The 25,818-nt window shown below is 69.4% G+C and carries 23 protein-coding genes and 4 pseudogenes; 16 read left to right on the forward strand and 11 right to left on the reverse strand.

Annotated features, from left to right (window positions below; genetic code table 11):
* Window positions 1-174: 174 nt before the first annotated feature.
* Window positions 175-1,500: a GAF domain-containing SpoIIE family protein phosphatase gene (locus OG963_RS41865; RefSeq protein WP_319741127.1), complete on the forward strand. Its 1,326-nt coding sequence runs from the start codon at window positions 175-177 to the stop codon at window positions 1,498-1,500.
* 515 nt (window positions 1,501-2,015) lie between these two features.
* Here OG963_RS41865 and OG963_RS41870 read toward each other — a convergent pair.
* Window positions 2,016-2,675, reverse strand: coding sequence for an MSMEG_1061 family FMN-dependent PPOX-type flavoprotein (locus OG963_RS41870; protein WP_319741128.1), 660 nt, complete (start codon window positions 2,673-2,675; stop codon window positions 2,016-2,018).
* A gap of 406 nt (window positions 2,676-3,081) precedes the next feature.
* Between OG963_RS41870 and OG963_RS41875 the strand changes: the two genes are divergently transcribed.
* Together OG963_RS41875 and OG963_RS41880 are read left to right on the forward strand one after the other, a co-directional pair.
* Window positions 3,082-3,498, forward strand: a complete 417-nt coding sequence (locus OG963_RS41875; RefSeq protein ID WP_371800142.1) for a hypothetical protein — start codon at window positions 3,082-3,084, stop codon at window positions 3,496-3,498.
* A gap of 240 nt (window positions 3,499-3,738) precedes the next feature.
* Entirely contained in the window at window positions 3,739-4,680 is a 942-nt protein-coding gene (locus OG963_RS41880) for a L,D-transpeptidase (protein WP_319741139.1), read from the forward strand.
* A 232-nt stretch (window positions 4,681-4,912) separates the two neighbouring features.
* On the opposite strand, the gene OG963_RS41885 is transcribed toward OG963_RS41880, so the two are convergent.
* From OG963_RS41885 to OG963_RS41895, 3 genes are all read right to left on the reverse strand, one after another.
* A complete protein-coding gene (locus OG963_RS41885; protein WP_371800143.1) occupies window positions 4,913-5,419 on the reverse strand; it encodes a hypothetical protein in 507 nt (168 codons plus the stop codon).
* Window positions 5,420-5,989: 570 nt separating this feature from the next.
* Window positions 5,990-6,652 (reverse strand): NADPH-dependent F420 reductase, encoded by a 663-nt coding sequence (locus tag OG963_RS41890; RefSeq protein WP_371800144.1) that lies wholly within the window; start codon window positions 6,650-6,652, stop codon window positions 5,990-5,992.
* A 436-nt stretch (window positions 6,653-7,088) separates the two neighbouring features.
* Window positions 7,089-8,126 (reverse strand): NAD(P)-dependent alcohol dehydrogenase, encoded by a 1,038-nt coding sequence (locus OG963_RS41895; RefSeq protein WP_319741132.1) that lies wholly within the window; start codon window positions 8,124-8,126, stop codon window positions 7,089-7,091.
* A 171-nt stretch (window positions 8,127-8,297) separates the two neighbouring features.
* On the opposite strand from OG963_RS41895, the gene OG963_RS41900 reads away from it, so the two are divergent.
* Entirely contained in the window at window positions 8,298-9,221 is a 924-nt protein-coding gene (locus OG963_RS41900; RefSeq protein ID WP_030934133.1) for a helix-turn-helix domain-containing protein, read from the forward strand.
* A gap of 334 nt (window positions 9,222-9,555) precedes the next feature.
* On the opposite strand, the gene OG963_RS41905 is transcribed toward OG963_RS41900, so the two are convergent.
* On the reverse strand, window positions 9,556-10,122 hold the full coding sequence (locus OG963_RS41905) for a hypothetical protein (protein ID WP_371800145.1): 567 nt from the start codon (window positions 10,120-10,122) through the stop codon (window positions 9,556-9,558).
* Window positions 10,123-10,571: 449 nt separating this feature from the next.
* Window positions 10,572-11,537, reverse strand: coding sequence for a LysR family transcriptional regulator (locus OG963_RS41910; RefSeq protein ID WP_371800146.1), 966 nt, complete (start codon window positions 11,535-11,537; stop codon window positions 10,572-10,574).
* Between the two features lie 126 nt (window positions 11,538-11,663).
* Here OG963_RS41910 and OG963_RS41915 point away from each other — a divergent pair, with 126 nt between their 5' ends.
* From OG963_RS41915 to OG963_RS41930, 4 genes and pseudogenes are all read left to right on the forward strand, one after another.
* Window positions 11,664-12,359, forward strand: coding sequence for a type 1 glutamine amidotransferase domain-containing protein (locus OG963_RS41915; protein WP_319741135.1), 696 nt, complete (start codon window positions 11,664-11,666; stop codon window positions 12,357-12,359).
* 217 nt (window positions 12,360-12,576) lie between these two features.
* Window positions 12,577-12,879: pseudogene (locus OG963_RS41920) on the forward strand (MFS transporter); the annotation flags it as partial.
* A 112-nt stretch (window positions 12,880-12,991) separates the two neighbouring features.
* Window positions 12,992-13,945, forward strand: coding sequence for an MFS transporter (locus OG963_RS41925; RefSeq protein WP_371800147.1), 954 nt, complete (start codon window positions 12,992-12,994; stop codon window positions 13,943-13,945).
* A gap of 62 nt (window positions 13,946-14,007) precedes the next feature.
* Window positions 14,008-14,793 (forward strand): SDR family NAD(P)-dependent oxidoreductase, encoded by a 786-nt coding sequence (locus tag OG963_RS41930; protein WP_319741137.1) that lies wholly within the window; start codon window positions 14,008-14,010, stop codon window positions 14,791-14,793.
* A 188-nt stretch (window positions 14,794-14,981) separates the two neighbouring features.
* Here OG963_RS41930 and OG963_RS41935 read toward each other — a convergent pair whose 3' ends face one another.
* Window positions 14,982-15,737, reverse strand: a complete 756-nt coding sequence (locus tag OG963_RS41935) for a helix-turn-helix domain-containing protein (RefSeq protein ID WP_319741140.1) — start codon at window positions 15,735-15,737, stop codon at window positions 14,982-14,984.
* 278 nt (window positions 15,738-16,015) lie between these two features.
* On the opposite strand from OG963_RS41935, the gene OG963_RS41940 reads away from it, so the two are divergent.
* The 3 genes and pseudogenes from OG963_RS41940 (at window position 16,016) to OG963_RS41950 (ending at window position 18,068) form a co-directional block, all read left to right on the forward strand.
* Window positions 16,016-16,651, forward strand: coding sequence for a DUF4097 family beta strand repeat-containing protein (locus tag OG963_RS41940; protein WP_371800361.1), 636 nt, complete (start codon window positions 16,016-16,018; stop codon window positions 16,649-16,651).
* Between the two features lie 93 nt (window positions 16,652-16,744).
* Window positions 16,745-16,880 (forward strand): annotated as a pseudogene (locus tag OG963_RS41945) (ABC transporter permease); the annotation flags it as partial.
* 585 nt (window positions 16,881-17,465) lie between these two features.
* Window positions 17,466-18,068 (forward strand): HD domain-containing protein, encoded by a 603-nt coding sequence (locus OG963_RS41950; protein ID WP_371800148.1) that lies wholly within the window; start codon window positions 17,466-17,468, stop codon window positions 18,066-18,068.
* 415 nt (window positions 18,069-18,483) lie between these two features.
* Here the strand turns inward: OG963_RS41950 and OG963_RS41955 are convergent, their stop codons facing one another.
* Window positions 18,484-19,851 (reverse strand): Fic family protein, encoded by a 1,368-nt coding sequence (locus OG963_RS41955; RefSeq protein WP_371800149.1) that lies wholly within the window; start codon window positions 19,849-19,851, stop codon window positions 18,484-18,486.
* Window positions 19,852-19,906: 55 nt separating this feature from the next.
* On the opposite strand from OG963_RS41955, the pseudogene OG963_RS41960 reads away from it, so the two are divergent.
* Window positions 19,907-20,089, forward strand: a pseudogene (locus OG963_RS41960) (aldo/keto reductase); the annotation flags it as partial.
* 391 nt (window positions 20,090-20,480) lie between these two features.
* Here the strand turns inward: OG963_RS41960 and OG963_RS41965 are convergent.
* Window positions 20,481-20,837 (reverse strand): MerR family transcriptional regulator, encoded by a 357-nt coding sequence (locus OG963_RS41965; RefSeq protein ID WP_371800150.1) that lies wholly within the window; start codon window positions 20,835-20,837, stop codon window positions 20,481-20,483.
* A 91-nt stretch (window positions 20,838-20,928) separates the two neighbouring features.
* Between OG963_RS41965 and OG963_RS41970 the strand changes: the two genes are divergently transcribed.
* Window positions 20,929-21,396 (forward strand): hypothetical protein, encoded by a 468-nt coding sequence (locus OG963_RS41970; RefSeq protein WP_371800151.1) that lies wholly within the window; start codon window positions 20,929-20,931, stop codon window positions 21,394-21,396.
* A 276-nt stretch (window positions 21,397-21,672) separates the two neighbouring features.
* Here the strand turns inward: OG963_RS41970 and OG963_RS41975 are convergent, their stop codons facing one another.
* Window positions 21,673-22,038 (reverse strand): DUF4190 domain-containing protein, encoded by a 366-nt coding sequence (locus tag OG963_RS41975; protein WP_371800152.1) that lies wholly within the window; start codon window positions 22,036-22,038, stop codon window positions 21,673-21,675.
* An 812-nt stretch (window positions 22,039-22,850) separates the two neighbouring features.
* Between OG963_RS41975 and OG963_RS41980 the strand changes: the two genes are divergently transcribed.
* Window positions 22,851-23,321 carry a lamin tail domain-containing protein gene (locus OG963_RS41980; protein WP_371800153.1) on the forward strand — a complete coding sequence of 157 codons (471 nt, stop codon included), beginning with the start codon at window positions 22,851-22,853 and terminating at the stop codon, window positions 23,319-23,321.
* A gap of 539 nt (window positions 23,322-23,860) precedes the next feature.
* On the opposite strand, the gene OG963_RS41985 is transcribed toward OG963_RS41980, so the two are convergent.
* Window positions 23,861-24,142 (reverse strand): helix-turn-helix domain-containing protein, encoded by a 282-nt coding sequence (locus OG963_RS41985; RefSeq protein ID WP_371800154.1) that lies wholly within the window; start codon window positions 24,140-24,142, stop codon window positions 23,861-23,863.
* A gap of 30 nt (window positions 24,143-24,172) precedes the next feature.
* Between OG963_RS41985 and OG963_RS41990 the strand changes: the two are divergent.
* Window positions 24,173-25,461: pseudogene (locus tag OG963_RS41990) on the forward strand (non-oxidative hydroxyarylic acid decarboxylases subunit C); the annotation flags it as partial.
* A gap of 33 nt (window positions 25,462-25,494) precedes the next feature.
* Entirely contained in the window at window positions 25,495-25,734 is a 240-nt protein-coding gene (locus tag OG963_RS41995; RefSeq protein ID WP_319740498.1) for a non-oxidative hydroxyarylic acid decarboxylases subunit D, read from the forward strand.
* The last annotated feature ends 84 nt before the right edge of the window (window positions 25,735-25,818 follow it).

Genomic DNA, 25,818 nt, shown 5'->3' on the forward strand with positions numbered 1-25,818 from the left:
GACCCGCTCGAGGCGATAGACAGGAGGGATGACCGACACCGAGCCGAATGTCGGCTCGGGACAGGCTCGGCCCGAGCGGTGTGACCTGCGTGGGGTTCCCCGTGCCGGTGGGTCAGGGCGAGCAATGCACGCCCGGCAGGTGGGACGGCTTGTGCGGCAGCATCGGGAGAGCCCATGGAACGTGATCAACCGCAACCTGCGAACGTCGCTGACCTTCATGACTTCCTGGACCACCAACTCGACCAGATCTCAGCGCAGCTTCAGGGTCTGGCCCGGACCAAGGACCGGTTGCAGGCACTGCTGGACGCGGTCATGGCAGTCAGCCGGGAGTTGGAGCTGCCAGTGGTGCTGGAGCGGATCATCACGGCTGCCATGGATCTGGTCCAGGCCCGCTACGGTGCGCTGGGCGTCCTCGATGAGCAGGGCACGGGCCTGGCGCACTTCATCCCCGTGGGGCTGAGCGAGCAGGAACTGGCCGACCTGGGCGGTGTGGAGCTTCCGCGCGGGCGGGGTCTGCTCGGGACCCTGATCCGCCGTCCCGAACCGCTCCGGGTCCAGGAGATTTCCGCCCACCCGCATTCCGCAGGGTTCCCGCCCGGTCACCCGCCGATGCGCAGCCTTCTCGGGGTGGCGATCAGCGTCCGGGGCGAGGTCTACGGAGACCTCTACTTGGCCGACCGGCGTGACGGGGAGCCCTTCGACGCGTACGACGAGGACATCGTCGTTGCACTGGCCGGGGCCGCCGGAGTGGCCATCGAGAACGCGCGCCTGTTCGAGCATGCCCGGGCAGGCAGCGAGCTGTTCCAGCGTCTGCTGCTGCCGACGCTGTCCGACCTGCGACCGTATGAGGGCGCCGCCGTCTACCGGCCGGCGACCACCCCGGCACGGGTCGGCGGTGACTGGTACGACGCCTTTCTGCTCCCGGACCGGGCGTGCGCAGCCGTCATCGGCGACGTCTGCGGCCACGACCTGAAAGCTGCGGCAGCCATGGCCCAGACCCGCAACATGCTGCGCGCCCTGCTCTACGACCGCCGCACCCCGCCCAGCGCAGTCCTCACACAGCTCGACCGGACTCTGCAGGCCATCACCAACAACCCCCTCACCACCGCCTGCCTGGCCCGCATCGAACCCGAAGGCTCCACCTGGACGCTGCGCTGGAGCACCGCAGGCCACCTCCCGCCCCTGCTCATCACCCCCGGTCACCGGCCGACATACCTGCACGCCGATCCCGGGATCCCGCTCGGAGTGGATCCCGACCGACCCCGCCGTGACCACACCCACCCACTCCCGGCCGGTTCCACGGTCGTCTTCTTCACCGACGGACTGGTCGAGCACCCCCAGCACCCCATCGACAGCAGTCTCGACGCTCTCGCCCACATCGCGGCGACCCTCGGCGACCTGTGCCTGAACGACCTCTGCCAGTCGCTTGCCGACCAACACCCCAGCGACGGCCACGACGACATGGCCATCCTCGCCCTGCGCACCCCCCTGCCGACGTAGCCCTTCCGCCGATGCGATCGGGGACGACTTCACGGGCGACGACATCGCTCAGGAGTGCGCCATCTTCAGAGGTCGCGCAGGCCCTCGTACAGCGCTGAGCCCGTGGCGGGAGCACGAGATGGACGGCCAGGACGAGGACCTGGTCGACGTCGGCCTGTACGACGACGGCGCCGGCTGCCCAGCCTTGGAGTACAGCCGACTCTTCGGTCAACCCGTGGGCCCTCCTGCCTGGTTCGCCTCGCGGAAGGTTGCCCAGGCGTCAGCTGTGCGGCCGACGTGCCCGCATGCCAGCTCGCCTCCCTGGTTGCTGCAGGCTTCAACAAGGTGCTGTGGCGGGTCCCGAGGCCGACGCGGGGTCGAGTGCCTGGGGCCCGACGGCGCCAAGCGTCGGGCGGCGCGGTGCAGTCGGGGTATTGGCAGGCACGCAACGTTACCGGCCGACCCGCGATTGATGTCGTGGCGCGCTGGCCTGGGAGGTCGGTCGGCCGGCTGGTGTTCACTCGCAGATCGGCCCGTTACTCGTACCGGTACTTCAGCGAGTCCGCCTCCGCCTGCTCGATGTCGGCGATCGTCAGCTCCGGCATCCGCAGTTGGGCCAGCGTCACCTCGGCCGAGGTCGGCTGGGCGTCCCCCGGCAGCCACTGCTCCGGCTTCCAGGCGCCGCTGCGCAGCAGCGACTTGGGGCAGTGCGGGTAGACCTCCTCGATCCCCAGCACCAGCGCACTGGCCGGCGGCTTTCCCACGGCGGTCAGCTGCGACAGCAGCTCCGGGCGGGTGGAGACGACCGCCCGGCCGTTCACCCGCAGGGTGGTGGTCCGCCCGGGTATGACGAACAGCAGCCCGGCCCGTCCGGTGGCGATGACATTCTGCAGGGTGTCCAGCCGCTTGTTGCCGGTCGCGTCCGGAATCGCCACCGTCCGTGCGTCCAGAACGGCGACGAACCCTGCGGGGCCGCCGCGCGGCGAGACGTCGCAGTTGCCCTCGGCGTCCGCGCTGGCGACCAGAACCAGCGATGAGCAGCCGATCAACCGTCGGGTGTGCTCGGTGAGTTCGGTCATCTGCTTACGCAGGGCCGCATCGCGGGGCAGTTCGTACACCCGGCGCAACGCCTCCTGGTCGGGCACGGCGTCGAGGCGGAGCGAGTCGAAGGCACTGTCGGCAAGGGGTGTCGTCATGCCTCCGACCCTAACGAGTGGACCTGCGAATGATCCTGGTCGGTGGGAGTCACAGAGACGGCAGCGCAAGTTGTCTGGTGTGTGACGATCGAACAGGCCCGCGCGCACCCGGAGATCCCAACCAGCCCGCCATTCGCTGAACCCACCACATGCGCCCTGCCGCGTTCCGGCGGCGCCCGCGAGGCTCCCTGAACATCTCGACCGCGGAGCCCGGCGGCCGGAAGCATCGGCTGCCGGACAGGTGGCCGGTCGGAGCCGCAAGTATGCCTAGTCGCGTGCGGTGGGACCCGACGGCGCCTCGCAGGCGTCGGACACGCGTGACGGACCGTAGCCGTTGAAAATGCGTTTGTGGTGGCGCATTCTTGGCGGAGCCGTTTCGACTGTGCACGTAACAAGGGGGCGCGGGATGTCGCAGACAGAGGACGAGCTTCTCGCGGAAGCCCTCGGCCGCATCAACCGCGGTGGGAAGATCGCCTCCCGCTTCCTCAAGAATGACATCAGCGAGTTCGACCGCGAACTGCAGTTGGGTTTCGATCCCGCGCTTGAGCGCGTCCGCGCTGTGCTTGTAGAGCTGTCCCCCGGCGCGAACCCGGAGCCGGAGGAAGGAGGAGCGGACCGAGCGACCTTCCGCGTGATCACCGGAGGCGGAGCCCTCAACATGAATCCGGTGGTCGTCACCGTTGGCGTGACACGAAGCAGCGAGCGGACCACCGTCCTGCACGTGCGGGCGATTGCCAAGGAAGGTCTGATCAAGCAGCGTGCAGGTCAGAAGACTGCTGAGCACATCGCGGCACTGCTGAACGGAACCACCCCGAGTCGATGAGCGGTACAGAGGACCCGGTCCGGGAGACAGCGCTGTCACCTGGGCAGAGTGACAGAGCGGGGTGCGATCCAGCGGTGTGCAAAGAGACTTGGGACAGGCTTTACGCGACGCACGCAACTGGGTCCCACGCCGTTGCCGTCTGACAGTGAGTCGGGCCCGTCAGGGCTGTGGAGCGAAAGAGCGGGGCAGGTCGTGGGACGGCGCAGGAGTGGCATAGGGATCGCACTCGTCACGGGTGCGATGCTGGTGGGCGCGAGTGCCTGCGGCGGCGGGGGCGGCAATGACAAGGCGAGCGGGGACGACGCAAAGCCGTCGAGCAAGCCGAGCGCGAGTGTCTCGCCGTCACCGACGAAGCCTGCGGGTCCGCCGATGCTGCTGGAGACGATCACGCCTCAGACGGGAACCACGGTCGGTGTGGTCATGCCGATCTCGGTGATCTTCACGAACCCGGTGGCGGCCAAGGCTCGGGCCACGGTGGAGAAGCACATGAAGGTGAGCGCCTCGCAGCCCGTGTCCGGCGCCTGGCACTGGTTCGGTGACAAGCGTGCCGACTGGCGGCCGAAGACGTACTGGCCCTCCGGTACGACGGTGAAGATCGACGCCGACATGAAGGGCGTCAGCAACGGCAACGGTCGCTACGGCGTGCACAGCTACACGCACACCTTCAAGGTCGGCGACGACGTGCGCGCGGATGTCTCGGTGACCGGGCACACCATGAAGGTGACCCGCAACGGCAAGATGGTGCGCACCCTGTCGATCAATGCGGGCAGCGCCCAGTATCCGACGTGGAACGGCACGATGGCCGTCATCGACAAGCAGGAGAAGGTCCACATGACCTCCTGCAGCGTCGGTATCAGCTGCGACAAGGGCAGCCCCGACTACTACGACCTGACGCTGCCCTGGGACGTCCACCTCACCCAGTCCGGCACATACGTGCACTACTCGACCGGCGACCCGAATCCGGGCAGCGGCAGCGCACGCGGCTCGCACGGCTGCGTCCACCTGTCCTTGTCGGACGCCAAGTGGTTCTACGGCCAGGTGAAGCAGGGCGACCCCGTCACCATCACCGGCTCGCCCCGTGCCAAGGCGCCGGCCGACAACGGCTACGCCGCCTTCAACCTGGGATGGGACCAGTGGCTCGCGGGCAGCGCCTCCGGTGAGGCGACGACCGCGACTCTGTGACACCGCTGCGGTGGCGGCGCCGGTCAGCACTCCATGATGTTGACCGGGAGGTCACCGAACGAGGGTGATCCGTCTGCTGGTGTGACGACCAGAGACATCGGGCGGCAACGGCCGTCCGCGCTCAGGTGGAGTTCGGTGGTGAACCCGCCGCGCGGGCGGTCGGGCCCTTACCTTCCGTACCACCTCCACCAGGCGGACGTAGAGGCTCTGCCACGCGGTGTTGCCCGGCGGTCTACACCGGGATGAGGACGGTCAGCCATTCCGCTTCACGTGGCCGGTACCCGTGACGATTCCTCAGCCCCGACACGATCGCCGGGACGTGGCCGGCTCCGTAGACGATGGCCACCCGGATCGGCTCGGCGCCGCGCTCCGCGTGGATCTCGCCGAGCGCGTCGAGCAACCGCTGGTCGCGTCGATCCGTCATCGCGTGCTCCACAGGATCGTCGGCAAGCATCTCCGCCCGCAGCGTGGAGGGCAGATCCTCGACCACCAGGTCTTCGTCGAGGAAGGCGCGCGGACCGCGCAGCGCGAACACCAGGCCCATCACGGGAGCCGAGATCATGAGCAGCACGTACATCCACCGCGGGAGTGTCTTCAGGTCGGCGATCGCCTCCGCCGCGGTCACATCCGGGTTGATGACCTGCACGGCTTCGGGAAGCAGCAACTCTTCGCGCTGCTCCTGCAGGCCGTTGCGCCGTCGGCGTGGGGCGAACCGGTAAGCAAGCGTCAGGGCGCTCACTCCGGCTGACTTCCCTCGGATTCCCTCCATGACTATGAGGTCGCATTCCCTGAGCCTGATGCGGACCTGGGAGTAGAACGTAGGCGAAGCAACATGCAGCATCGGGAAGATCACGAATTCAAGTGGCGTACCTGTCCGCCTCATGGTGATCACAGCAGATCGGACGGCATACCCGGTCACCTCGATGATCTGCATGATTCCCCCCGAAGCACGCTCGGTTTCCCTTCCACCCGTATCAGGACACGAGCGCGCCCAGGGCCGTGGTTCCCCTCCCGGAGCAACCTGCCGCCGGACTGCGCCGACACTCCCGCACCACCCGGCCGCGGACCACCCTGAAGCACGTGCCGGAACAGGCTTCCGCTGCCCGTGCCGGAGGTGCCCGGCCTGGTCCCCCTCCCGACCGCCTGTTGGCCGACAAGACATCCCACGCCTACACGTCCCGAAATGGACCGCCGCTACCTGCGACGCCGCAGAATCCAGCACGCCATCCCTGGACGCCGTGACCAGTAACGGCAGAACCGGTTTGCCGTAGATGTCGTCGTGCGCCCGCCAGGGATCACCGGTCAGTCCTCAGGCCCGGAAGTCCGACTTGCGCTCGGGTGAGGCATCGGCGAGAGCCTTCGTCACGCCGTCGACGTCGGCGCGGAGCCCGTAGACCGGGCTGCCGGGCTGCTGGCGCCAGGAGCCGTCGATGCCGCCGGCGTCGACGGTGTCGAAGCCGAGTTCATCGATCAGGGCGCGAACCGTCGCCTTGGCGGTCTCGTCGTCCGAGGCGACGGGGAGCGCGAGCCGCTCGGGGTGCCCGGCCGGCCGCGGCATGTCGAGGATGTCCTGGGCGAGGGTGCCGTTGAACGCCTTGACGACCGGATGGCCCAGGTTCCGCTCGGTCCAGCGGCTCTCGGTCAGGCCCTCGTCCTCGATCGCGGCGATCCGTCCGTCGCGCTCCTTGGGGTAGTAGTTGCCGGTGTCGATGACGGCGAACCCCTCGGCCGCGCCGTCGAAGAGGCCGGAGGGCAGGCCGGGGACCCTCCTGAGCGGGATGGTCACCACGACGATTTCCGCGCCGCGGGCGGCTTCGGCGGCAGTTACCGGGGTGGCACCGGTCTCCTCGGCCAGGGCGGCCAAGGTCTCGGGGCCGCGGGAGTTGGCCACGGACACGTCGTGCCCGAGGGCGGTGAGACGACGGGTGAGATTGCCGCCGATATTGCCTGCTCCGATGATGCCGATCTTCATGAGCTGTCCTTCGAGAGTGGTTCGGTGTCCGACGTCGGTATCCAGCGTCGGTCAGACGGGGCTGCTGAGCGTGTCGAACTCGCCGTCGGTGAGGGTGATGAGTGCGCCCACCGGTGGGCGTCGCGGGCGTCGGCTGCGCGCGGGCGTGTCCCAGGGCCTGTCCGGCCGATCATGTGGCTACGTCAAATCCGGATCGCGAGTGTGGACACGGGGCGGGGCGATCTGGCGGTTGCCGAGCGCTTCTCCGGGATCCCCATTGCGCGCGATCCGCTCGATCCCGAGCTGAGCCTGCGCGCCGAGCTCCCGCCCTTGCGATGGCGGCGCAGTCGCTGAGCGCCGTACCTGATGACGGCCGCGAGCTGCTGGGCCGGCGTACGGCGACAGGCTGAGGGCCCCGGCGGATCGTCCGCCGGGGCCCTCGCTCGCACGGCCGGTCTCAGATGGTTGCCGCGTCGATCACGAACCGGTACCGCACATCGCTGGCGAGTACCCGCTCGTACGCCTCGTTGATCTCGGAGGCGGCGATCCGCTCGATCTCCGCGCCGATCCCGTGCTCGGCGCAGAAGTCCAGCATCTCCTGGGTCTCGGCGATGCCGCCGATCGCCGAACCGGCGAGGATCTTGTTGCCACCGATGAGGGAGAACAGGGGGAGGGTGACGGGCTCCTCCGGGGCGCCCACGTTCACCAGCGCGCCGCCCGTCCGGAGCAGGCTGAGGTAGGCGCCGAACTCCAGCGGCGCCGACACGGTGGAGACGATGAGGTCGAGGGAGCCGGCGAGTTCCTCGAACGTCTTCGGGTCGCTGGTCGCGTAGTAGTGGTCGGCGCCCAGCTTCAGGCCGTCGTCCTTCTTGCGCAGGGACTGTGACAGGACGGTGACCTCGGCGCCGAGAGCATGCGCGATCTTGACGGCGGTGTGGCCGAGGCCGCCCAGGCCGATCACGGCGACCTTCTTGCCGGGACCAGCGCCCCACTGCTTGAGCGGGGAGTACGTGGTGATGCCCGCGCACAGCAGCGGTGCGGCGACGTCCAGGGACAGGCCGTCGGGGATGCGGACGACGAAGTTCTCGTCGACGACGACGTGCGTGGAGTAGCCGCCGTAGGTGGGCTCGCCGTCCTTGCCGATGGCATTGTACGTACCGACCGAGCCCGTGCAGTGCTGCTCCAGGCCCGCCTTGCAGTTGTCGCACTCACGGCAGGAGTCGACCATGCAGCCGACGCCCACGCGGTCGCCGACGGCGAACTTCGTCACGCCGGGACCGACCTCGGAGACGACGCCCGCGATCTCGTGGCCGGGGACCATCGGGAAGATCGCCTCGCCCCAGCCCTCGCGGGCCTGGTGGATGTCCGAGTGGCAGATACCGGCGAACTTGATGTCGATCAGTACATCGAACTCGCGTACCGCGCGGCGCTCGATGGTGGTGCGCTCCAACGGAGCCTTGGCGGCGGGGGCGGCGTACGCAGCAACAGTGGTCATGCCGAGGGTTCTCCTAGCGGTTGTGTCGTGCCCAGCTGCTTTCCGGCCGGGCACGGTCTCCAGCGTTCCGGACGATCCGGCATTCACCCAGGCCACGGCTTTGCGTATGTCCACTGGTCCTACTACTGGCGGGGTCAGGTTGGTGTGCGTCCGACCGTGAATACTTGAGTCATGGACGAATACCCCGAACCCGTGCACGAGCCCGCCGCCGGCGACCTGGACCCGCGTGCCGAGCTCAGCGAGTTCCTGCGCACCCGGCGGGCCCGGCTGAAGCCCGAGGACGTGGGAATGCGGGACTTCGGGCGGCACCGCCGGGTGCCGGGGCTGCGGCGTGAGGAGCTGGCGCAGCTGGCCGGGGTGTCCGTGGCGTACTACACGCGCCTGGAGCAGGGCAACGGGCGCAATGTGTCGGCGGAGGTCCTCGACTCCATCGCCCGCGCGCTCCAGCTGACCGACGCGGAGCATGCCCATCTCACGCACCTGGCGAAGCCGAAGCAGAAGAAGAAGGCGGCCGGCCGCAGCCAGCAGGTGCGGGGCACCCTACGAACGCTGCTGGACGCCATGGACGGCGTCCCGGCGTACGTCGTGGGGCGGCGCTCGGACATCCTCGCCTGGAACCGCATGGCCGCGGCAATCTTCGGCGACTGGGCGGAGATGCCGGCGCAGGAGCGGAACTGGGCGCGGCTGGTCTTCCTGCGGCCCGAGTACCGCGACCTGTTCGTGGACTGGGAGCAGAAGGCGATCGACATAGTCTGCCAGCTACGTATGGACGCGGGCCGCCATCCGGACGATTCGCGACTGTCCGCGCTGGTGGGGGAACTCTCCGTGAAGAGCGAGGAGTTCAGGCAACTGTGGGCCACCCATGACGTCAAGGAGAAGTGCCACGGCATCAAACATCTGCGGCACCCGCTCGTCGGCGAGTTCGATCTCCGTCTCGAGTCGTTCCACCTGGCCGACGACCGCGAACAGTCGCTGGTGACCTACCACGCCGAACCGGGGTCACCGTCGGCGGAGGCGCTACGACTGCTGGCCAGCTGGGGTACGGACGCGACACGGGCGGGAACGGGCGCGTCGTCGGCAGATGAGAGCCAATGAAATATCAGTTCCTGTAAGTGAGTTGACTGAACGTCACGCCGGGCGTCCTACCGGATCGCGTCCTTGTGACGAGGACGGGACGCGAAGATCGATGGCATCACCGCACGGGTCCTGGTCAGGATCGGCCACCACTGTCCGGCGAAGGCGCCGACCGCGCGTCGGCGCGTAGCCTGCCGGCGACGTCACAGGCCTGCCCGCCGCGCTCCCCGAGACTTGCCAATCCGCTGACCTGGAACAACGGCCGACGCGTACCTGAACCGGGTATGGGACGCATGCATCCTTCCCGCCTGAGCGCCTTGCCCACCGGGCTGTCCGCCCGCCCTCGGCTCGGCTGCTAGCCGGCGGGGCCCGACCGGGTGGCCCGGGCCCGGTCGCGGAACCATGCGCCTGCTCCTACGAGTGCGGCCACTCCCACGCCGTACAGGGGCAGCCACAGGGTCGTTGTGGCTGCCAGGCACTCGGCAACGGCGTTACGGGCCTGGACCTCCTGCGCGAACGCGAGGGCCGCGCTGTCACTGCCGGCCAGGTTCCCCAGTGCGGCCTTCGCCTGGAGGGCCTGGTACCTGCCCAGCAGCGGGCACTCGCTGCGCGTGCCCGGCATGGGGAACAGCCAGGCCTGGCGCTGCAGAAGGGGGGCGAGTGCGATCGCCACGCACAGGCCGACGACCAGCGCGTACGCGACCAGGCCGCGCATGTACGCCGAGCGGATGTCCGGCGTCCACTCGGCCCGACGTTGGAAAGCGAGCATCACCGCAAGGAGCGTCACCCCGATGAACGTGGCGAACCACTGCCACGAGCCCTGGGCGAGCGCGAACGTGAGCACCGCGGCGAGTCCGATGCCGATGACCCCGGGAGCGGGAATGCCATCGCCGGCTGCGACGGATGCCGGTTTTGGGGTCACTCGGGGGCTGGGATCACTCACAGGCCTCTCCTGCAGGGGGAGGGATCAGCATGCGCTGCGGAGCGCCATGGTCCTGGGCGCCATGCCGTAGGGGCCCGGTGCCCCGCCCGGATGGCTTGCGTCCGACCGTCCGCGGGCCATCGGACGCGGCCTGGGTGGGTTGTCCGGATCGTGCCTGGCCCGCGCCGCGTGGCATCGCACCTCGCTGCGTCGTCCGGGAGCCCGAGGAGGTCCAGCAGCCGGGCTCCCCGGCGTCGGCCGACCATGCTCCTGCCGGCATCCCCTGCCCGCCTCCAAGTCGTGCCGCGAGGGAGTGGCCGAGGCTCTGAACGACGCGCTGGGGGAGGCGCTTTGAGGTCTCCCTTCCGGCTGCGCCCACCGGGCCGGGCCGGTGGAGGAAGTGGTTTGCGGTGGGGTAACTGCGCGGGTGTGCAGCGGGCGGCGACGCGTTACCAGGAGCGAGCGGCGCGGAGGAGGCGTTCTCGTACGGCGGAGACCGGAGCGCGGGGGAGGGCACCCGTCCGTTCCACCAGGAAGCCGGTGTTGATGGGCGGGTCCTCGGGGGTCACCAGGGGCACCAGCGCGCCGGAGGTGAGGGCGTCCTCGCACAGGTAGCGGGGCAGGACGGTGACTCCAGCCCCTGCCGCGACGGCGGCCAGCACGCCGCGCAGGTCGGGGACGACGACAGCGGGCCGGGCGGACAGGCGGGTGCGGAAGACGTGGCGCCAGTACCTGCGCAGGATCGGCAGGTCCTCGGCGTACGCGACCAGCGGGACGCCGAGGAGAGGGCTCGGGTCGTCACAGGCGAGCGGCCCGATCCGTCGCGCCCAGGCCGGCGCCGCCACCAGGACGAACTCCTCGTCCATGAGCGGGACCGAGATCAGGGAGCGGCCCCGCGGCCGCACGGCCGACAGAACCAGGTCGAAGCGCCCGGCGTGCAGGCCTTCGAGCAGATCTTCGGCGAGTCCCATGGTGAAGCGCAGCAGGACGCCCTGCTCCGTCAGCGGTGCAAGGGCGGGCAGCGCCCTTACGGAGATCATCTCGGCGGGGCCGCCCAGATGCACCGGCTCGGGAGGCGCCTCCACTCCGGGCCGCCCTCGGTCGGCGACGGCGGCAAGAGCGTCCAGCGGCCCGGCGACCTCGCCGGCCAGTTCGTCGGCGACCGTGGTCGGGGCCACGCCCCGGGGCAGCCGCTCGAAGAGCTGGCGGCCGAGCTGCTGCTCCAGGGCCCGCACCTGTGCGGTCACGGTGGGCTGGGAGATACCGAGCACCCGGGCGGCGGTGGTCAACGAGCGCGCGCGATGGACGGCCAGAAAGGTCCGCAGCAGCCCGAGGTCCAGCGGGCCGCCGGAGGCCGGACCTGCTGGGGGGACATCGGGTCCGACGTCAGAGCCATCGGTCTTCTGATGAGACATGTCGGTCACCCTATTGGTTCAACGATGGATGTGCGACCTAATGTCGTGAGCGTTCCGCCGCCGGTTTCACCGGTGGCCCCGCCATCCCTCCCGGCAAACCCGGGACGACCAGGGAGCACGTACGACATGGCAGAGATCCTCATGGTGCTGACCGGCGCCGACCACCTGACGCTGGCCGACGGCACCGAGCACCCCACGGGCTACTGGGCCGAGGAGTTCACGGCCCCCTACCGGGCCTTCACCGAGGCCGGTCACCGAGTGTCCGTCGCCACCCCGGGCGGCGTCACGCCCACCGTCGACCCCGTCAGCCTCCGGCCTGAGGTCAACGGCGGCCCGGCGGGTGCCGCCGCGACCGCCGCCGCCCTCGACGCCGCCGCGGAACTCCGCCGCCCGCTGACCCTGGCCGACGTCGACCCGACCCGTTATGCCGCCGTCTTCTACGTCGGCGGACACGGCCCGATGCAGGATCTGTCGCAGGACGCCGACTCCGCCCGGCTGCTGCGCACCGTGCTGGACCAGGGCAGGCCGCTGGCCGTGGTGTGCCACGGCGTGGCCGCCCTGCTCGCCACTCAGGAGCCGGACGGCACGTGGCCGTTCGCCGGATACCGGCTCACCGGCTTCAGCGAGGCGGAGGAGAAGCAGACCGGGCTGGCCGACGGGCTGCCCTGGCTGCTGCAGGAACAGCTCATGGCCCTGGGCGCCGAGTACTCCGCTGCCGAGCCCTGGGCGCCGCACGTGGTCGTCGACCGCACCCTGCACACCGGGCAGAACCCCGCCTCCTCCGCATCGCTCGCCGCTGCGCTCCTGAACACCATCGGCTGAACCGCCGGCAAGGCACACCCACCCCGCACACGGAAGCACCCACGTGATGACGACGCCGTGCCGGCGGTCACACCCACCCCGGCCTGTATCTCCTGTCCCGTCCGACGCAGAGGATCCACCGGTGGGCATCCCGTACCCCGGCCGTCCGCGCGGCAGCCGAGGGCTCGTCCTCGCGCTGGGGCTGGGAGCCATGGTCGTCTCGATGATGCAGACCCTGATGGTGCCGGTCCTCGGCATCGTCCAACGGGACCTGCACGCATCGGCCGCCGACGTCAGCTGGCTCACCACGGCAACGTTGCTCTCCGCCGCCGTCTGCACCCCGCTGCTCAGCCGGGCGGGCCACCGGTACGGCGCGCGGCCGGTCCTGCTCGCCGTGCTGGCTCTCACCCTCGCTGGCTCCGTACTCGCCGCCCTCGCCGAGAGCCTGCCCCTGCTGATCGCCGGACGGGTCCTGCAGGGCGCTGCCACCGCGGTCTTTCCGCTCGCCCAGGCGGTGCTGCGCGCCGAACTGCCCGCCGAGCGACTCCCCGCGGCCATGGGGACGATCAGCGGAACCCTCGCGTTCGGCACCGGCCTGGCCCTGGCCGGGTGCCGGTCTCCTCACCGGTGGGGACGCACCCGACTACCACCGGGTGTTCTGGCTGGCGGCCGCGGTGTCCGCGCTGAGCCTGCCGGCGGTCGCCGTGCTGGTCCCCCCGTCCCGACCGGCGTGCGGCGGGCACACGGACTGGCGAGGCGCCGCGGGCCTCACAGTGGCGCTCGTCCTGCTGCTGCTCCCGCTGTCGCGGGCCACCGTGTGGGGCTGGGCGTCCGGCTGGACATCGGGATGCCTCGCGGCGAGCGTGGTGGCTGCGATGTTCTGGGTGAGGGTGGAACGGGCCGCCCCGGATCCGCTGGTCGATGTGCGCATACTCGTCCACCGGCCGGTGCTCCTCGCCAACCTGGCGGGACTGCTGCTGGGCTTCGCGATGTTCTCTCAGTTCATCCTGGTCTCGGCACTGGTGCAGATCCCGCCCGCGGCGGGCTACGGCTTCGGGGCCTCCGTCCTCAGGGCCTCGCTCGAGTACCTCCTGCCGTCCTCGCTGGCCTCGATGGCGACCGCCCGGCTCGCCGGCGTCCTGGGGCGCCGGACCGGACCACGGCGGACCCTCGCGCTGGGAGCCCTGGCGGGCGCTGCGGGTTTCGCGCTGCTTGCCGTCTCGCACGGCAGCAGTGCCGCGGTCATCGGCTCCGGACTGCTCGTCGGAATCGCCATCGCCTTCGGCTTCGCCACGCTGCCGGCCGTCCTGCTCGCCGTCGTGCCACCCGAGCACACGGGAGTCGCCAACGGCGTCAATTCCGTCGCCCGTTCGGTGGGCAGCGCGATGGCCAGTGCCCTCGTCGCCACGCTCGTTGCAGCAGGGGACCCGGGCCGTCCCCCCGCCGAGTCCCGCTTCACGTTGTGCTTCGCCCTGGCCGGTGCCGCGCTCGCACTGATCGCGGTCCTCGCGCGCTTCGGCATGACCCCGGCCCGCAGGGGTGCCGGACGAGGCCGCGGGCGGTCCACCGGGAGCAGGCACGGGGCCGAACCGGCCCGCACCCCCTGAGCGAGCGGTCCCGTCATCTCCCCCCAGTACCTCGTGCATTCCGCACCCGAAAGGTGAACAGCATGGCAACGATCCTCATCACCGGCGCCTCCGACGGGCTCGGCCGGGCCCTCGCGGAGAGCCTGGCCACCGACGGCCGGCACACGCTACTGCTGCACGGCCGCGACAAGACCCGGCTCTCCGACGTTGCCGCGGCCACCGGCGGCGAGTCCTACGAGGCCGACCTCGCCTCGCTCGCCGAAGTCCGGCGATTCGCCGCCGACGTCGCAGCCACGCACGACCGGCTGGACGTCCTCGTCAACAACGCAGGCATCGGCTTCCACGCCGAGGGAACCGAGCGGCAGACCTCCGCGGACGGGTACGAACTCCGCCTGGCGGTCAACTACCTGGCGCCCGTGGCACTCACCCGGGAACTCCTCCCGCTGCTCCACCGCGCGACACCTTCCCGCATCGTCAATATCGCCTCCATGGGCCAGCAGCCGGTCGACCTCGACGACCCGCAACTCACCCGGGAGTACTCGGACGTCGCCGCCTACTGCCGCTCCAAGCTGGCGCTGATCTGCCACAGCCTGGACCTCGCCGAAGAACTCTCAGGCACCGGCGTCACCGTCAACAGCCTCCACCCCGCAACGTTCATGCCGACGAACATGTCCCGGCAAACCGGTCTGGACATCGTCGACTCGCTCGAGCAAGGAGTTGCCGCCACCCGGCGCCTGGTCGACCTGCCCGAGCTGGCGGGCGTCACCGGGCGCTACTTCGACGGCGAGCAGGAGGGGCGGGCGGCAGCTGAGGCATACGACCGGGAGTACCGGCGGCGCCTGGCCGCGGTCACCGAGTCGCTGCTCTGAGAGCGCGACCGGTCCGGCTCACCGAGCCCGGTCGACAGGACGATCAGTGTGACGGCGCGCGGGTCCTCGGGGCCGAGCCGACGCGGAACGTGGGTGTCGGACTCGGTGGCCTCACTCGGTTCGAGGGCTGGGCCGCTTCTTTGGATCCCCCGCGGTCGCCGATGTCCCGGCGGTGGCAGCCGAGGTGTCTATTCGCCATCTGAGCTCGGCGTGGCCGTGCTGGGTGAAGCTGTTTCGGCTCTCGTGTAGAGGATCTCGCGGGCCTGTTCCGCGGCGCGGGTGAGGCTCTCGGCGACGAAGTCGAGGAAGCGGGCGACGTTCTCCAGGCGGACGGCGGCCGGAGTGCCGGGGCCGAGGACAGCGACGCCCTGGCGTGAGATCTCGACCTGCTGGATGAGGGCCCGGGCACTGGCGACCGTCGACTGGTACCAGAGGTCTTCGTCGACGACATAGCGGTCGCGACGGCCTTCATCGCGTTCCCTGCGGACGAGCGACTGGCTCTCCAGGAAGGCGATCGACTTCGAGATGGACGCCGGGCTGACCTGAAGGCGCTGGACGAGTTCGGACGCCGTCAGGCTGCCGGAATCGGTGGTGAGGAGGCAGACCATCACCCGCGACATCATCTGGGACAGGCCCGATTGCATCATGACGGTGGTGAACAGCTCCTCGTACTCACGCACGGCCTCGGCGTCGCGTCCGTGTGGCTGGGGGGCCGGCTCCACCCCTCGGGACGAGCCAGGCTTGCGCCGGTGGGCTCGCCGTTCCGTGGCTCGGTGGGCCAGGTCCGCGCGGTAGCCGGTGGGGCCGCCGTTGCGCATCACCTCACGCGTGATCGTCGATGTCGGCCGTTCGAGACCTCTGGCGATCTCCGCGTAGGCGAGCCCGTCGGCCAGCCCCAGCGCGATCTGCTGGCGGTCCTTCTGGGTGAGCCTGCCTCCTGGCATCGAGGTCTCCTTCATGGCCTGTGGTGATCCTGACGTCCTTGAGCATAGCGTTCACCCTCTATGCATTGCAACGAACGGGGAGAGGCTGTTGCGTTAGGCGTCAGGAGCATTGCAACAATATATCCTTCTCACCTGCAGTTAAGCCATTCGTGCGCAACAACTACATTGCCGTCTTCATGAACGCAACGTAGCTTTTCTGTCATCGGAAAACAGCGGGCCGACAAGGTGCGCTGCTGACAAAGGAGAGCACCATGTAGAAGTTCGACACTCTCGCCCCGATCTCCGCCGTCCTGGTCATCCCTGCGGGGCGGATCCAGGTCATTGCCGCCGACCGGGCCGACACGGTGGTCGAGGTCCGGCCCGTGAATGCTTCGAAGAGCCGGGATGTGAAGGCGGCGGAGCAGACCACGACCGAGTACGTGGACGGAGTCCTGCGGGTCGAGGTCCCGGTGAAGAACCAGTACCTGGGTCCGTCGGGGGCTGTCGAGGTGACTGTTCAGCTGCCTGCCGGGTCCCGCATCGAGGCGAAGGCGGCCGGTACCGAGTTCCGGGCCGTCGGCCGGCTCGGTGACATCGTCTTCGACGGCGCGTACCACCAGATCAAGATCGACGAGGCCGCGGGTGTCCGTCTCAGTGCGGTCGACGGTGATGTCGAGGTCGGCCGGCTGGGCGGTCCTGCGGAGATCAGTACCGCCCGGGGTGACATCCGGATCGCCGAGGCCGTGCACGGCAAGGTCGTGCTCAGTACCCAGTCCGGCGACATCTCCGTCGCCGCCGCTGCCGGGGTGTCGGCCTCCCTGGACGCCGGCACCTCCTACGGCCGCGTCAGCAACGACCTCAAGAACGACGGCACCGCCGAGCTCGCCATCCACGCGACCACCTCCCAGGGCGACATCACCGCCCGCAGCCTGTGACCGCAGCCTGACCCGCAGCTTCCAGAAGGAGCACCACTCATGACCAGCTTGGCCATCGCAGCGAACGGGCTGCGCAAGTCCTACGGCGACAAGGTCGAGACCCTGCGCGGCCTGCTCCTCGGCACCGAGATCGGCCACAACGGGTGGCTGGCGGTGGCCAAGGTGCCTGGTGCTCGCAGCGCTCGGATACCGCTGGTCGACTGCCTCGTTCAAGCATGACCCGAAGTAGTCGCCATGACAGCGCGGGCCACCTTGCGCAACTGATCCCACCCGGGGCGGCGTCCACCGACACCACGTCAGTGACGCCGCCCCGTCGGCGTCCCGACCGGCTGCCGGGCCTCGCTCCCTTCGGCACCGCGGCGGGAACACCCTTAGCACGCCAAGCCTTTCGGCAGCGAGAGCAACCGCACTGCGCGCAGGGCGCGCCAGCACCCACCACGGCGAGTGCAGGGCAGAGCGGTGCCTCTCACCGACAGCGGGGGGCCTATGCCGTGTTCTCACCCCGCACCACAGGCCCATCCGGGAGATGCTCCCGGCCCCTCCTGACCTCTCGCACAGCGTTGGTTCTGCTGGCTGCCATGTTCGTCGGGACAGCCGCCGGAATGTTGACCTGCATCAGCGATGGCGATGCGGCAGGAGCGATGCCGACCGGTCCCGCGGCAGAAGCAGCCAGAGGTATGGCGTTCCGCAGGCTCGTCGGTAGCTGAGAACGAACGCCGGAGCCCCGGACCCGGCGAGTCCGGGGCTCCCGATTCGGCCCTCCGACATCAGTACTGCCTACCCGGGGCCGACCGACACCAGTAGTGTCTGCGGGATGACCGCGACGCCTTCGGACCTCTTGCTCCGTGCGCTGGACGCCCCGGGCGAGCCGCCTCTACGACCGTTGCCCCCCGTGGTGACGGAACTCCTGCGTTCTCTGGTGGTCCCGCCCCGTCTGGCGGCGCACCTGCGAGCGGTCCACGACGTTGCGGTCGTGCTGTCCGATTGGGTACAGGACCGCTACCCGGATCTTGCCGTCGACCGTGACGCCGTCCTCTTCGGCGCCGCGACCCATGACGTAGGTAAGACCCTGCACCCCGAGGAGCTTGCCGGTCCCGGCTCAGCACACGAGGCCGCCGGCCGTGACCTGCTTCTGGACCACGGCTTCGCGCCGGCCCTGGCTCGGTTCGCCGCCACCCACGCGAGTTGGGACGACCCCGTCGTGACGATCGAGGACCTCCTCGTCAGCACAGCCGACAAAGTGTGGAAGGACAAGCGTGTCCCCGACCTTGAGGACAGGCTCGTCCGGGCACTGGCCGGGGCGACGGGGCGGGAGCCCTGGGAGGAGTTCCTCGCGCTCGACGACCTGCTCGCGCGCCTCGGCGCGGACGCCGGCCGTCGCCTGGCCTTCCAGTCGGCATTCCCGGTCCACCCGTGAGTCGGCCTGTTCGGACGGACGGCCAGTAGTCGTAGAGCCTGCACAACGCGCGGGGCTGTTCGCGTGCAGACAGCACCCGATCGACGGGCTGGTGATGTGCCTGCTGATCGAGCTCCTCGGCGTGGACGACACGCGACCGGCCGTCGGACTGGATTGACGTCGCCCTGTCCCGCAAGTCAGCACGCTACTCGGCCCGTTACCGTTCGAGGTGGTCCGAGCGAGCGGTACAGGCGGCCCGCAGGAGGGGCCGAGCGCCGCACGCGGCGACTGGGGCCCGACATCGGGACGTCGCATGCAACCGAGCACGCTTCCGGCCGGTCGAGTCGGCCACAGCGCTCAGACACAACGACGAATTGTGACTGAGTACTTGAGTGGCAGAGCTCGCCAACTGAGCTGCTGAGACGCCGGCAAGCGGCTAGGAGTCAAGTGAGGCGGCACGACGTCGGGTCTCCGCCAAGTGGATGTGGATGTAGCGCGCGAGGCTGAGCGCGTCCTGGGGATCGCCGGCCTGGAAGGTGACGCGGCGGAGCAGGCTGACCCCATCGAGTGCGACGCCCTCGCGGGCGAGGACGAAGACCAGGGCGAGGAAGGCCGATCGGGCGTTGCCGTTGTCGAAGGGGTGGAAGAAGCAGATGTCGAGGTAGGCGCGTGCGGCGCGTGCGGTCAGAGGAAGCGGTCGAGCGTCATCCTGTGTGGCCTGGGTCAGGCAGGCGTCCAAGCGAGCGCGGGCGTCCGGGGCGATGCCGTAGCGCTCCTTGCCTCCTTTGGCGAAAGCAGGCACGTCTCGGAAGGAAGGTGGCTGAGGCGTACCCAGGACGTGCTGCTGCCAGTGGCGGATCAGGTCGAAGTCCAGGGTGGCGCCGCGTGCCGCATCTGCGCGCAGCAACTGCAGGGCCGAGAGCAGACCTTCGGCCCGGACAGGGTCCAAGGCGCCGTCGAAGGCCCGGATATCCTCGACCGCCCCGTCGCGTGACGGGGCGACCGGCCCTTCGCCACCATCCGGGGCTTCATGCCATGGCACGATCTCGCGCGCCGAGAGCCAGCTCTGCAGGTGGTCAGGTGCCGGCTCGGAGGCCCGTGAGGTGGCGTCCGACCGCAACGACCGCGCGAGGCGCTCGGCGACGCCGTCGACCACCACCACGTCCGGGCCGATCCAGCTCTCAAATCGCCCGCCGATCGCCTTGTCGACCAAAGCCTCCGCGACATCGGGGCGGACTCCCCAGCGGCTGAGGAACCAGGTGAGCACCTGCCGGCAGTGGCCGTGCCAGCCACTGCCGCAGCCGGTGCGGTCGACAACCTGGAGGATCAGGTTGCGGGCGGCCCGCTCCCACAGGATCCGCTGGTCCTCGACCGGCCGCAGTTCCAGCGGGTACCTCTCGAACCAGTCGGCGAGACTCTCCAACCAGGCGCGCCACTCACAGAGTGCCGCGACGACACGGTCGAGTGTCTCCTCCGAGGTGGTGATCGAGTCGCGGGGACAGCACCAGCTGCCGACCGGCCCGCCGTCGAAGTCTCCCTCGTCGTGCGCCCAGCGCCAGCCCGTGACCCACCGGCCGTAGCGGCGGGCCAGAGCATGCGACATGGCATCGGCCCAGACCTTGCCCTGGTCCCAGCTCCAGGCGCTCATCGCCGGGTCGCCGAGTGGGACGTCGGGACGGCGAGGCACACACCGGGCCGGCCCCAGCGACCGCACCACCTGCGCCGCCGTAGAGCTGTCGAAGGAATGACGGGCGGGATCCACCTCGTCCCAGCTCAGGTCGGCAGGGGCCAGCTCAATGAACACCGCGCAAGTGTGCCGTTCCGCCGGCCCCCGTTCAACCGGATATCGCAGGGCTGGAATCGCGCACCGCCTCCCCGCCTCCCGGCAGCAGTTGGCTCTCGCCTGGCACCTGCAGCGGTCGCCGTCCATGGTGCTGATCCCCGGCACCTCGTCCGTCGCCCACCTGCGCGAGAACGTCGCCGCCGCCGAGCTGGTACTTCCTGCCGACGCCATCGCCGAGCTCGATGCCGTCGGCCAGTAAGCCGGTTGCCGCACTCCCTCCACAACCACTCCCCGAGGTCACCGACCGCAGGCGGTGGCCTCGGCGCATATCCGTGCCGACGTCAATGGTCTGACGTGGCCCCACTCCTCCGGTCCTCGCCGGCCCCAGTTCGAGATTTCTGGTGCGCGTGTTCGGGCTTGAAGTGGCTCCGGCTTCCGGTCGGCGTTGGTCCCGATTCGACAGGGCGGCCATGCCGATCTGAGGGGCCAGTTCAGGCTTCGGTTGCGTCCAGGGGCATGTCGCCCTCGTCGATGGTCAGGACCGGTGCCGTGGCTGCGAGGGTGTACAGCTGACCAACTCGCCTATGGTGTCACCAGCTGGAACCATCGCCTTGAGAACGGTCGTGGCCTGCTCGGCGATACTCACCGGCTCAGCCGGCCGCCCGCAGCGGGCATCCGGTGCCCACGCGTGCGTCGAGGTCGGCCCGCAGGGCGGCAAGCTCCGCCATGCGCGCATCGATGACCTTGATCTTCTCCTCGAACAGCGCGGACAACGCCTCAGCGGTGTCGGGCGCGTCACGCAGTTCCTTGCCGGTCCGGGCGATCTCGGCCAGCGAGAAGCCGAGCGTCTGTGCCGTGCGGACGTACTGCAGCCAGGGCACCGACTCCGGCGGGAAGTCGCGATAACCGTTGGCCAGCCGCCGCCCGGTGACGAGGCCGGTCTTCTCGTAGAAGCGGATGGCGTCCCTGGTCAGTCCCGCTTGCGCGGCCAGTTCCCCGATACGCACGGCTCTCCCCCTGAACTGCGGACTTGACCTTGGACAGTACTCCACTGTTTACCGTCATGGCGTCCAAGCAGGAGACAGCAGGAGCCTCGCCGTGATCCGTCCTTTCGCCCCTTCCCGCCCCGCCTATCTCCGCGCCGTACGCACGAGTGCCTGGTACGACCTCGTGGTCACAGCCGGATTCGCCACGCCCTGGACCTACGCGCTGGTGCACGAGGCGCTGTCGAAGCTCGGTGACGCGCTCGGGCTGGGCGCCCTGCCCGCCCTCGACCCGATAGAGATCCTTTACGCGAATCTGATGGGCTCGGTGGTGGTCGTCTGGGCGCTCCTCCGGATCGTCAAACCGCTGCCGGTGCACGGGCTGTTCGACGGCGTCGCCCGCACGCTGTTCGCCGCGTGGCAGGTGTACGCCCTGGCCCACGGTGCCCCGCGCTGGCTGTGGCTGTTCTTCGTCGTCGAGGTGACGTTCGGCGTGGTCCAGCTTGTACCGTGGTGGCGGGCTCGGCGCACCGGCCTCATGGACCCCTCTGTCGGAAAGCCGCTCGGCGCCGCGGGCCGGTAATGCCCAGACGGTTCTCCCGGCCGAAGTCCACTCGCCAGGGGCTTCGTCGATCTGTTTGGAGCAACTGCGGTATCGACGCACCAGGTTGGAAGCAGCCCAGGGTGTGGGCGAACCGTGGCCCCGCCGTGCGGCGGGGCCACGGATGTGGACATGGGCTTTCCGGTGTGGTCCTCAGTCGGAGCAGCTGGGTGCAGAGTCGGCGGCGTTGTCCGCCGGCTCGGCGGTTACGGTGAGCGCGCTTGTCCGCGCGGCAACGCCACTGTAAAGAACCGCTGTTCAGAGGTTGTCCGCCAGGAAAGTCAGACCAGCGATGAACCCGATGAAGGCGAGGCCGATCAGGGCGCAGATGAACAGCAGCAGCCAGCCGAGCAGGATTCCGGCCAAAGCCATTCCACGCCCGTCGTCACCGAGCCGGCGGCCGCGGTGGCGGCCGACGTGCCCGGAGACGATGGCCGTCAGGGCGGACAGCACGGCCATCGAGACGAAGATGCCGGGGTTCAGCCAGGCGATGCCCGTGAAGAAGTTTCCGAGTGAGGCGTACCCGCAGGCGGCGAAGAACAGGCTCACCTTCGCCGGACGGTTTCTGCCGGGTGCGGACTGGGCCTGTTCCCCCCGAGCTCTCATGTTCTCGGCACTGCTCACGTTCCGCCCCCTTGGCCACCCTGTGCTGAACCACGAATCCTACGGCGGTTTCACGGTGAATCTCTGATGCCTGAGCCGGGACCGCAGTCCACGACCTCGGGCCTGACGCAGACGGCGAACGGTTCAGAGACCGAACCCGTGCGGAGGCAGGCCGAGGGTGAAGAACGCCTCCCGCACGACAAACTGCTCGGTCTTGTCGAAGTCGCCGTCACGACCGGAGGAACATCCGCTTCCCGCAGACGCGGAACCAAGTCGCCGAGGGGGCGATGCTGTCCGAGGCCGGCTCACCTCAAGTGCCGCCACCACAGAAGCTGAGCCCGAACCGCTACCCGTGGACAAAGCCACGTTGTGTGTTGCTGGCGGGGGTCGGGGCACTTGGTCCGGTGAAGGTTCCTGCCGTGTTTCCCTCGTCGCGACAGGAACCCTTGTTTCCCGTTCTGTTGTGCGATGCGGGTCCGAGTGTGCGAAGAAACGTGCAGGGCACCCGTTACCAAGATCGTGCCCGTTGCGGGGGTTGTGCGCCGGGTGGTGTGGGGGGTTGTGCGCCGGAGCATGCAAGGGCTTGCTGTTGATCATTGAAGGGTGGGTGTAGCGGTCAGGGGAGGTCGGGACCACGCCCGCCCACCATGGGTGCCCGCTACAGGCGACCGTAACGGAAATGTCCGTAATCGGTAACTGGTCGCGGTGGGCCTGCCGCCGGCCCCGCCGACGGGTCACAGTTTGGTCCTCGGCCCACGAGGGGCCGGGATCCCGCACCGTCCTCCTGGCCTATATCGGCTGGTGGGGCACTGTTCTTGAGGGGGCATCACCCTATGTCTGCTTCTGTCACCGCCCGCCGTATCGCGGCCACTGTCCTGGCCGCCGGCGCCGTCGTCTCCGCTGTAGCCCTGCCGGCCTCCGCTCACGACAACGACCGCAACCGGCACTCGCGGGTCGAGATCAGCGCCGTCCGGGCCGACAGCCCCGGCCGTGACACCCGGACCAACCGGTCGCTGAACGGCGAGTGGGTCGCGATCACCAACAACGACCGTCGCGCGGTGAACCTCAACGGCTGGACGCTGCGCGGCGAGGACGGCAACCGCTACCGCTTCGGCAATCTCCGTCTCGCCGGCCGGGCCACCGTCCGCATCCACACCGGTATCGGCCGCGACACCCGTACGGACCTCTACCAGGACCGCCGCAACTACGTGTGGAACGACCGCTCCGACACCGCGACGCTGCGCGACGGTCGTGGCCGCACCGTCGACACCGAGTCCTGGGGCCGGGGCCACCACCGCCGCTGATCCCCGGCGGTGCGCGGCCGACCGCCTTACGGCGGGCTGAGCGCACCGCCATCCGATGCAGGTAGTGCGCCGGGCAGCCCGATCTGCCCGGCGCACACACGCGTAGAGGTGCCTCGGCAAGCGGGTGCTGCTGCGGGTGACCGCAGTGCCCTGTGTCCACGGTGATGCGAGTCACGTGCCGGGGGAGGGGTGGGTCGGAACATCTTTCGGTGGTTGACCGTTCATCTGTACGTGGGTACGGAGGGGACAGTGTCCCCGGGCCTCACCTGTAGCCCATGGGGAAGATCGTTCGGCTGAAGCCCCATGGAGCCCTCCGCCGAGAGGCGACCGCCCTCCGAACCCGCACCCCTACCGCCCCGGCTGGTCTCCCCCCGACCAGCCGGGGCATTCCCGTACACGGGTGCCGGACGTCCACGACGTATGCGGGCTCCTTCACCGCGGCCGAGCGGAACCTCCACCACCACGGCCCGCGCCCGTCGAGCAGCTCACCGGGCCCGGTCCGGCGACCCTGCATGATCGCTTTGACTTCGGTTTCCGGCTCAGCATCCCCTGGACCCCGGGCCCTCGCGGAACGCTCCGGGTGTCATGCCCGTCCGCAGGCGGAAGAACTTGGTGAAGTCGCTCGCATCGGTGAACCCGAGCCGCACGGTGACCTCCTTCGCTGTCAGGCCGCTGTGCTGCAACAGGCGCTTGGCCTCCAGCAGGACGCGGTCGTCGACGTACTGCTCGGCCGTACGTCCCGTCGCGGCGAGCGTGGCACGGGTCAGAGTGCGCGGGCTGTAGCCGAGCGCGGCCGTGTGGTCCTCGACGCGCCGGGTCACCGCGTGGTCCCGCTCGACGGCGGTGTGAAAGCGACGGAACGCATCGGCGGGAACGCCCCCGCTCTCCACTTCGACAACGTCAAGGGCTTCACCGACGCCCGGATCGCGATGAACGTGCACGGCTCCTGGGCCAACCACGCGCTCGCGCTCGGGTTGCCGAAGCACACGCCGGTCAAGGAGCAAGTGGCGGAGTTCGCGCGGCGCTGGGACGCATTCCCCGTCGCGCCCGAGCGCCGCGAGGACGCCCCCTGGCGCGAGAACACGCAAGAGGGCGCGGACGTCGACCTGTTCTCGGTGCTTCCCCTGTTCCGCCTCAACGACGGCGACGGTGGCTTCTATCTCGACAAGGCCGCCGTCGTCTCCCGCGACCCAGAGGGCCCGGACGACTTCGGCAAGCAGAACGTCGGTACGTACCGCATCCAGGTCATCGGGACCAACCGGCTCGCCTTCCAGCCCGTGCCCATCCACGACGTGGCCAAGCATCTGCGCAAGGCCGAGGAAAAGGGCGCAACGATCCCGTGATGGCGATCGTGGCCGGGATGCCGATGGCGTACGACCAGAGCGAGTACGAGATGGCGGGCGCCCTGCACGGCGCACCCGCGCCGATCGCCACCGCGCCGCTCACCGGCTTCGACGTGCCCTGGGGCAGCGAGGTCGTCATCGAGGGCGTCATCGAGTCCCGCAAGCGCCAGATCGAGGGCCCCTTCGGGGAATTCACCGGTCACCACTCGGGCGGCCGCCGCATGCCCGTCATCCGCGTGGACCGCGTCTCGTACCGCACGAACCCGGCCTTCGAGTCGCTCTACCTCGGCATGCCGTGGACCGAGTGCGACTACCTTGTCGGACCCAACACGTGCGTACCGCTGCTTAAGCAGCTGCGCTCCGAATTCCCCGAGGTGCAGGCCGTCAACGCCATGTACACGCACGGCCTGCTGGTGATTATCTCCACGGCCAAGCGGTACGGCGGCTTCGCCAAGGCCGTCGGCATGCGCGCCATGACGACGCCGCACGGGCTCGGATACGTGGCACAGGTGATCCTCGTCGACGAGGACGTCGACCCCTTCAACCTGCCCCAGGTCATGTGGGCCATGTCCGCCAAGGTCAACCCGAAGGACGACGTCGTGATCGTCCCCAACCTTTCGGTGGTCGAACTCGCGCCTGTCGCCGAGCCCGCAGGCATCACCAGCAAGATGATCATCGATGCGACGACACCGGTCGAACCCGACGTCCGCGGCAACTTCTCCACTCCGGCCAAGGACCTGCCCGAGACCGCCGAGTGGACCGACCGCCTGCAGCGCCTCATTGCGGACCGCGGCTGACACCCCCCTTCCTCGCCGAATAGGACAACTCCCATGAACCACCTTCCCGTTGAATGTCCTCGTTGCGCCTTTGAGAAGATCTTCCGGCTTGCCACGTCCCCCGTCCCCGGGGTGTGGGACGTGCTCCAGTGCGGCCGCTGCCTCTACACCTGGCGTACCGGCGAACCAGCCCGCCGCACCCGGCGCGACGCCTACCCCGACAGCTTCAAGCTGACAGTGGCGGACATCGAGAACGCGATCGAGGTGCCCACGGTGCCACCGCTGCTCAAGTGACGTCCCTGGCACGCCGGCTACCACCCCAAGATGCAGAGCTCACGAACGGGAGCATGGGCCTATCGGACGAGGCCAGTGGGAACG

Origin of the sequence: Streptomyces sp. NBC_01707 (genome assembly GCF_041438805.1) — a bacterium.
GTDB lineage: Bacteria > Actinomycetota > Actinomycetes > Streptomycetales > Streptomycetaceae > Streptomyces.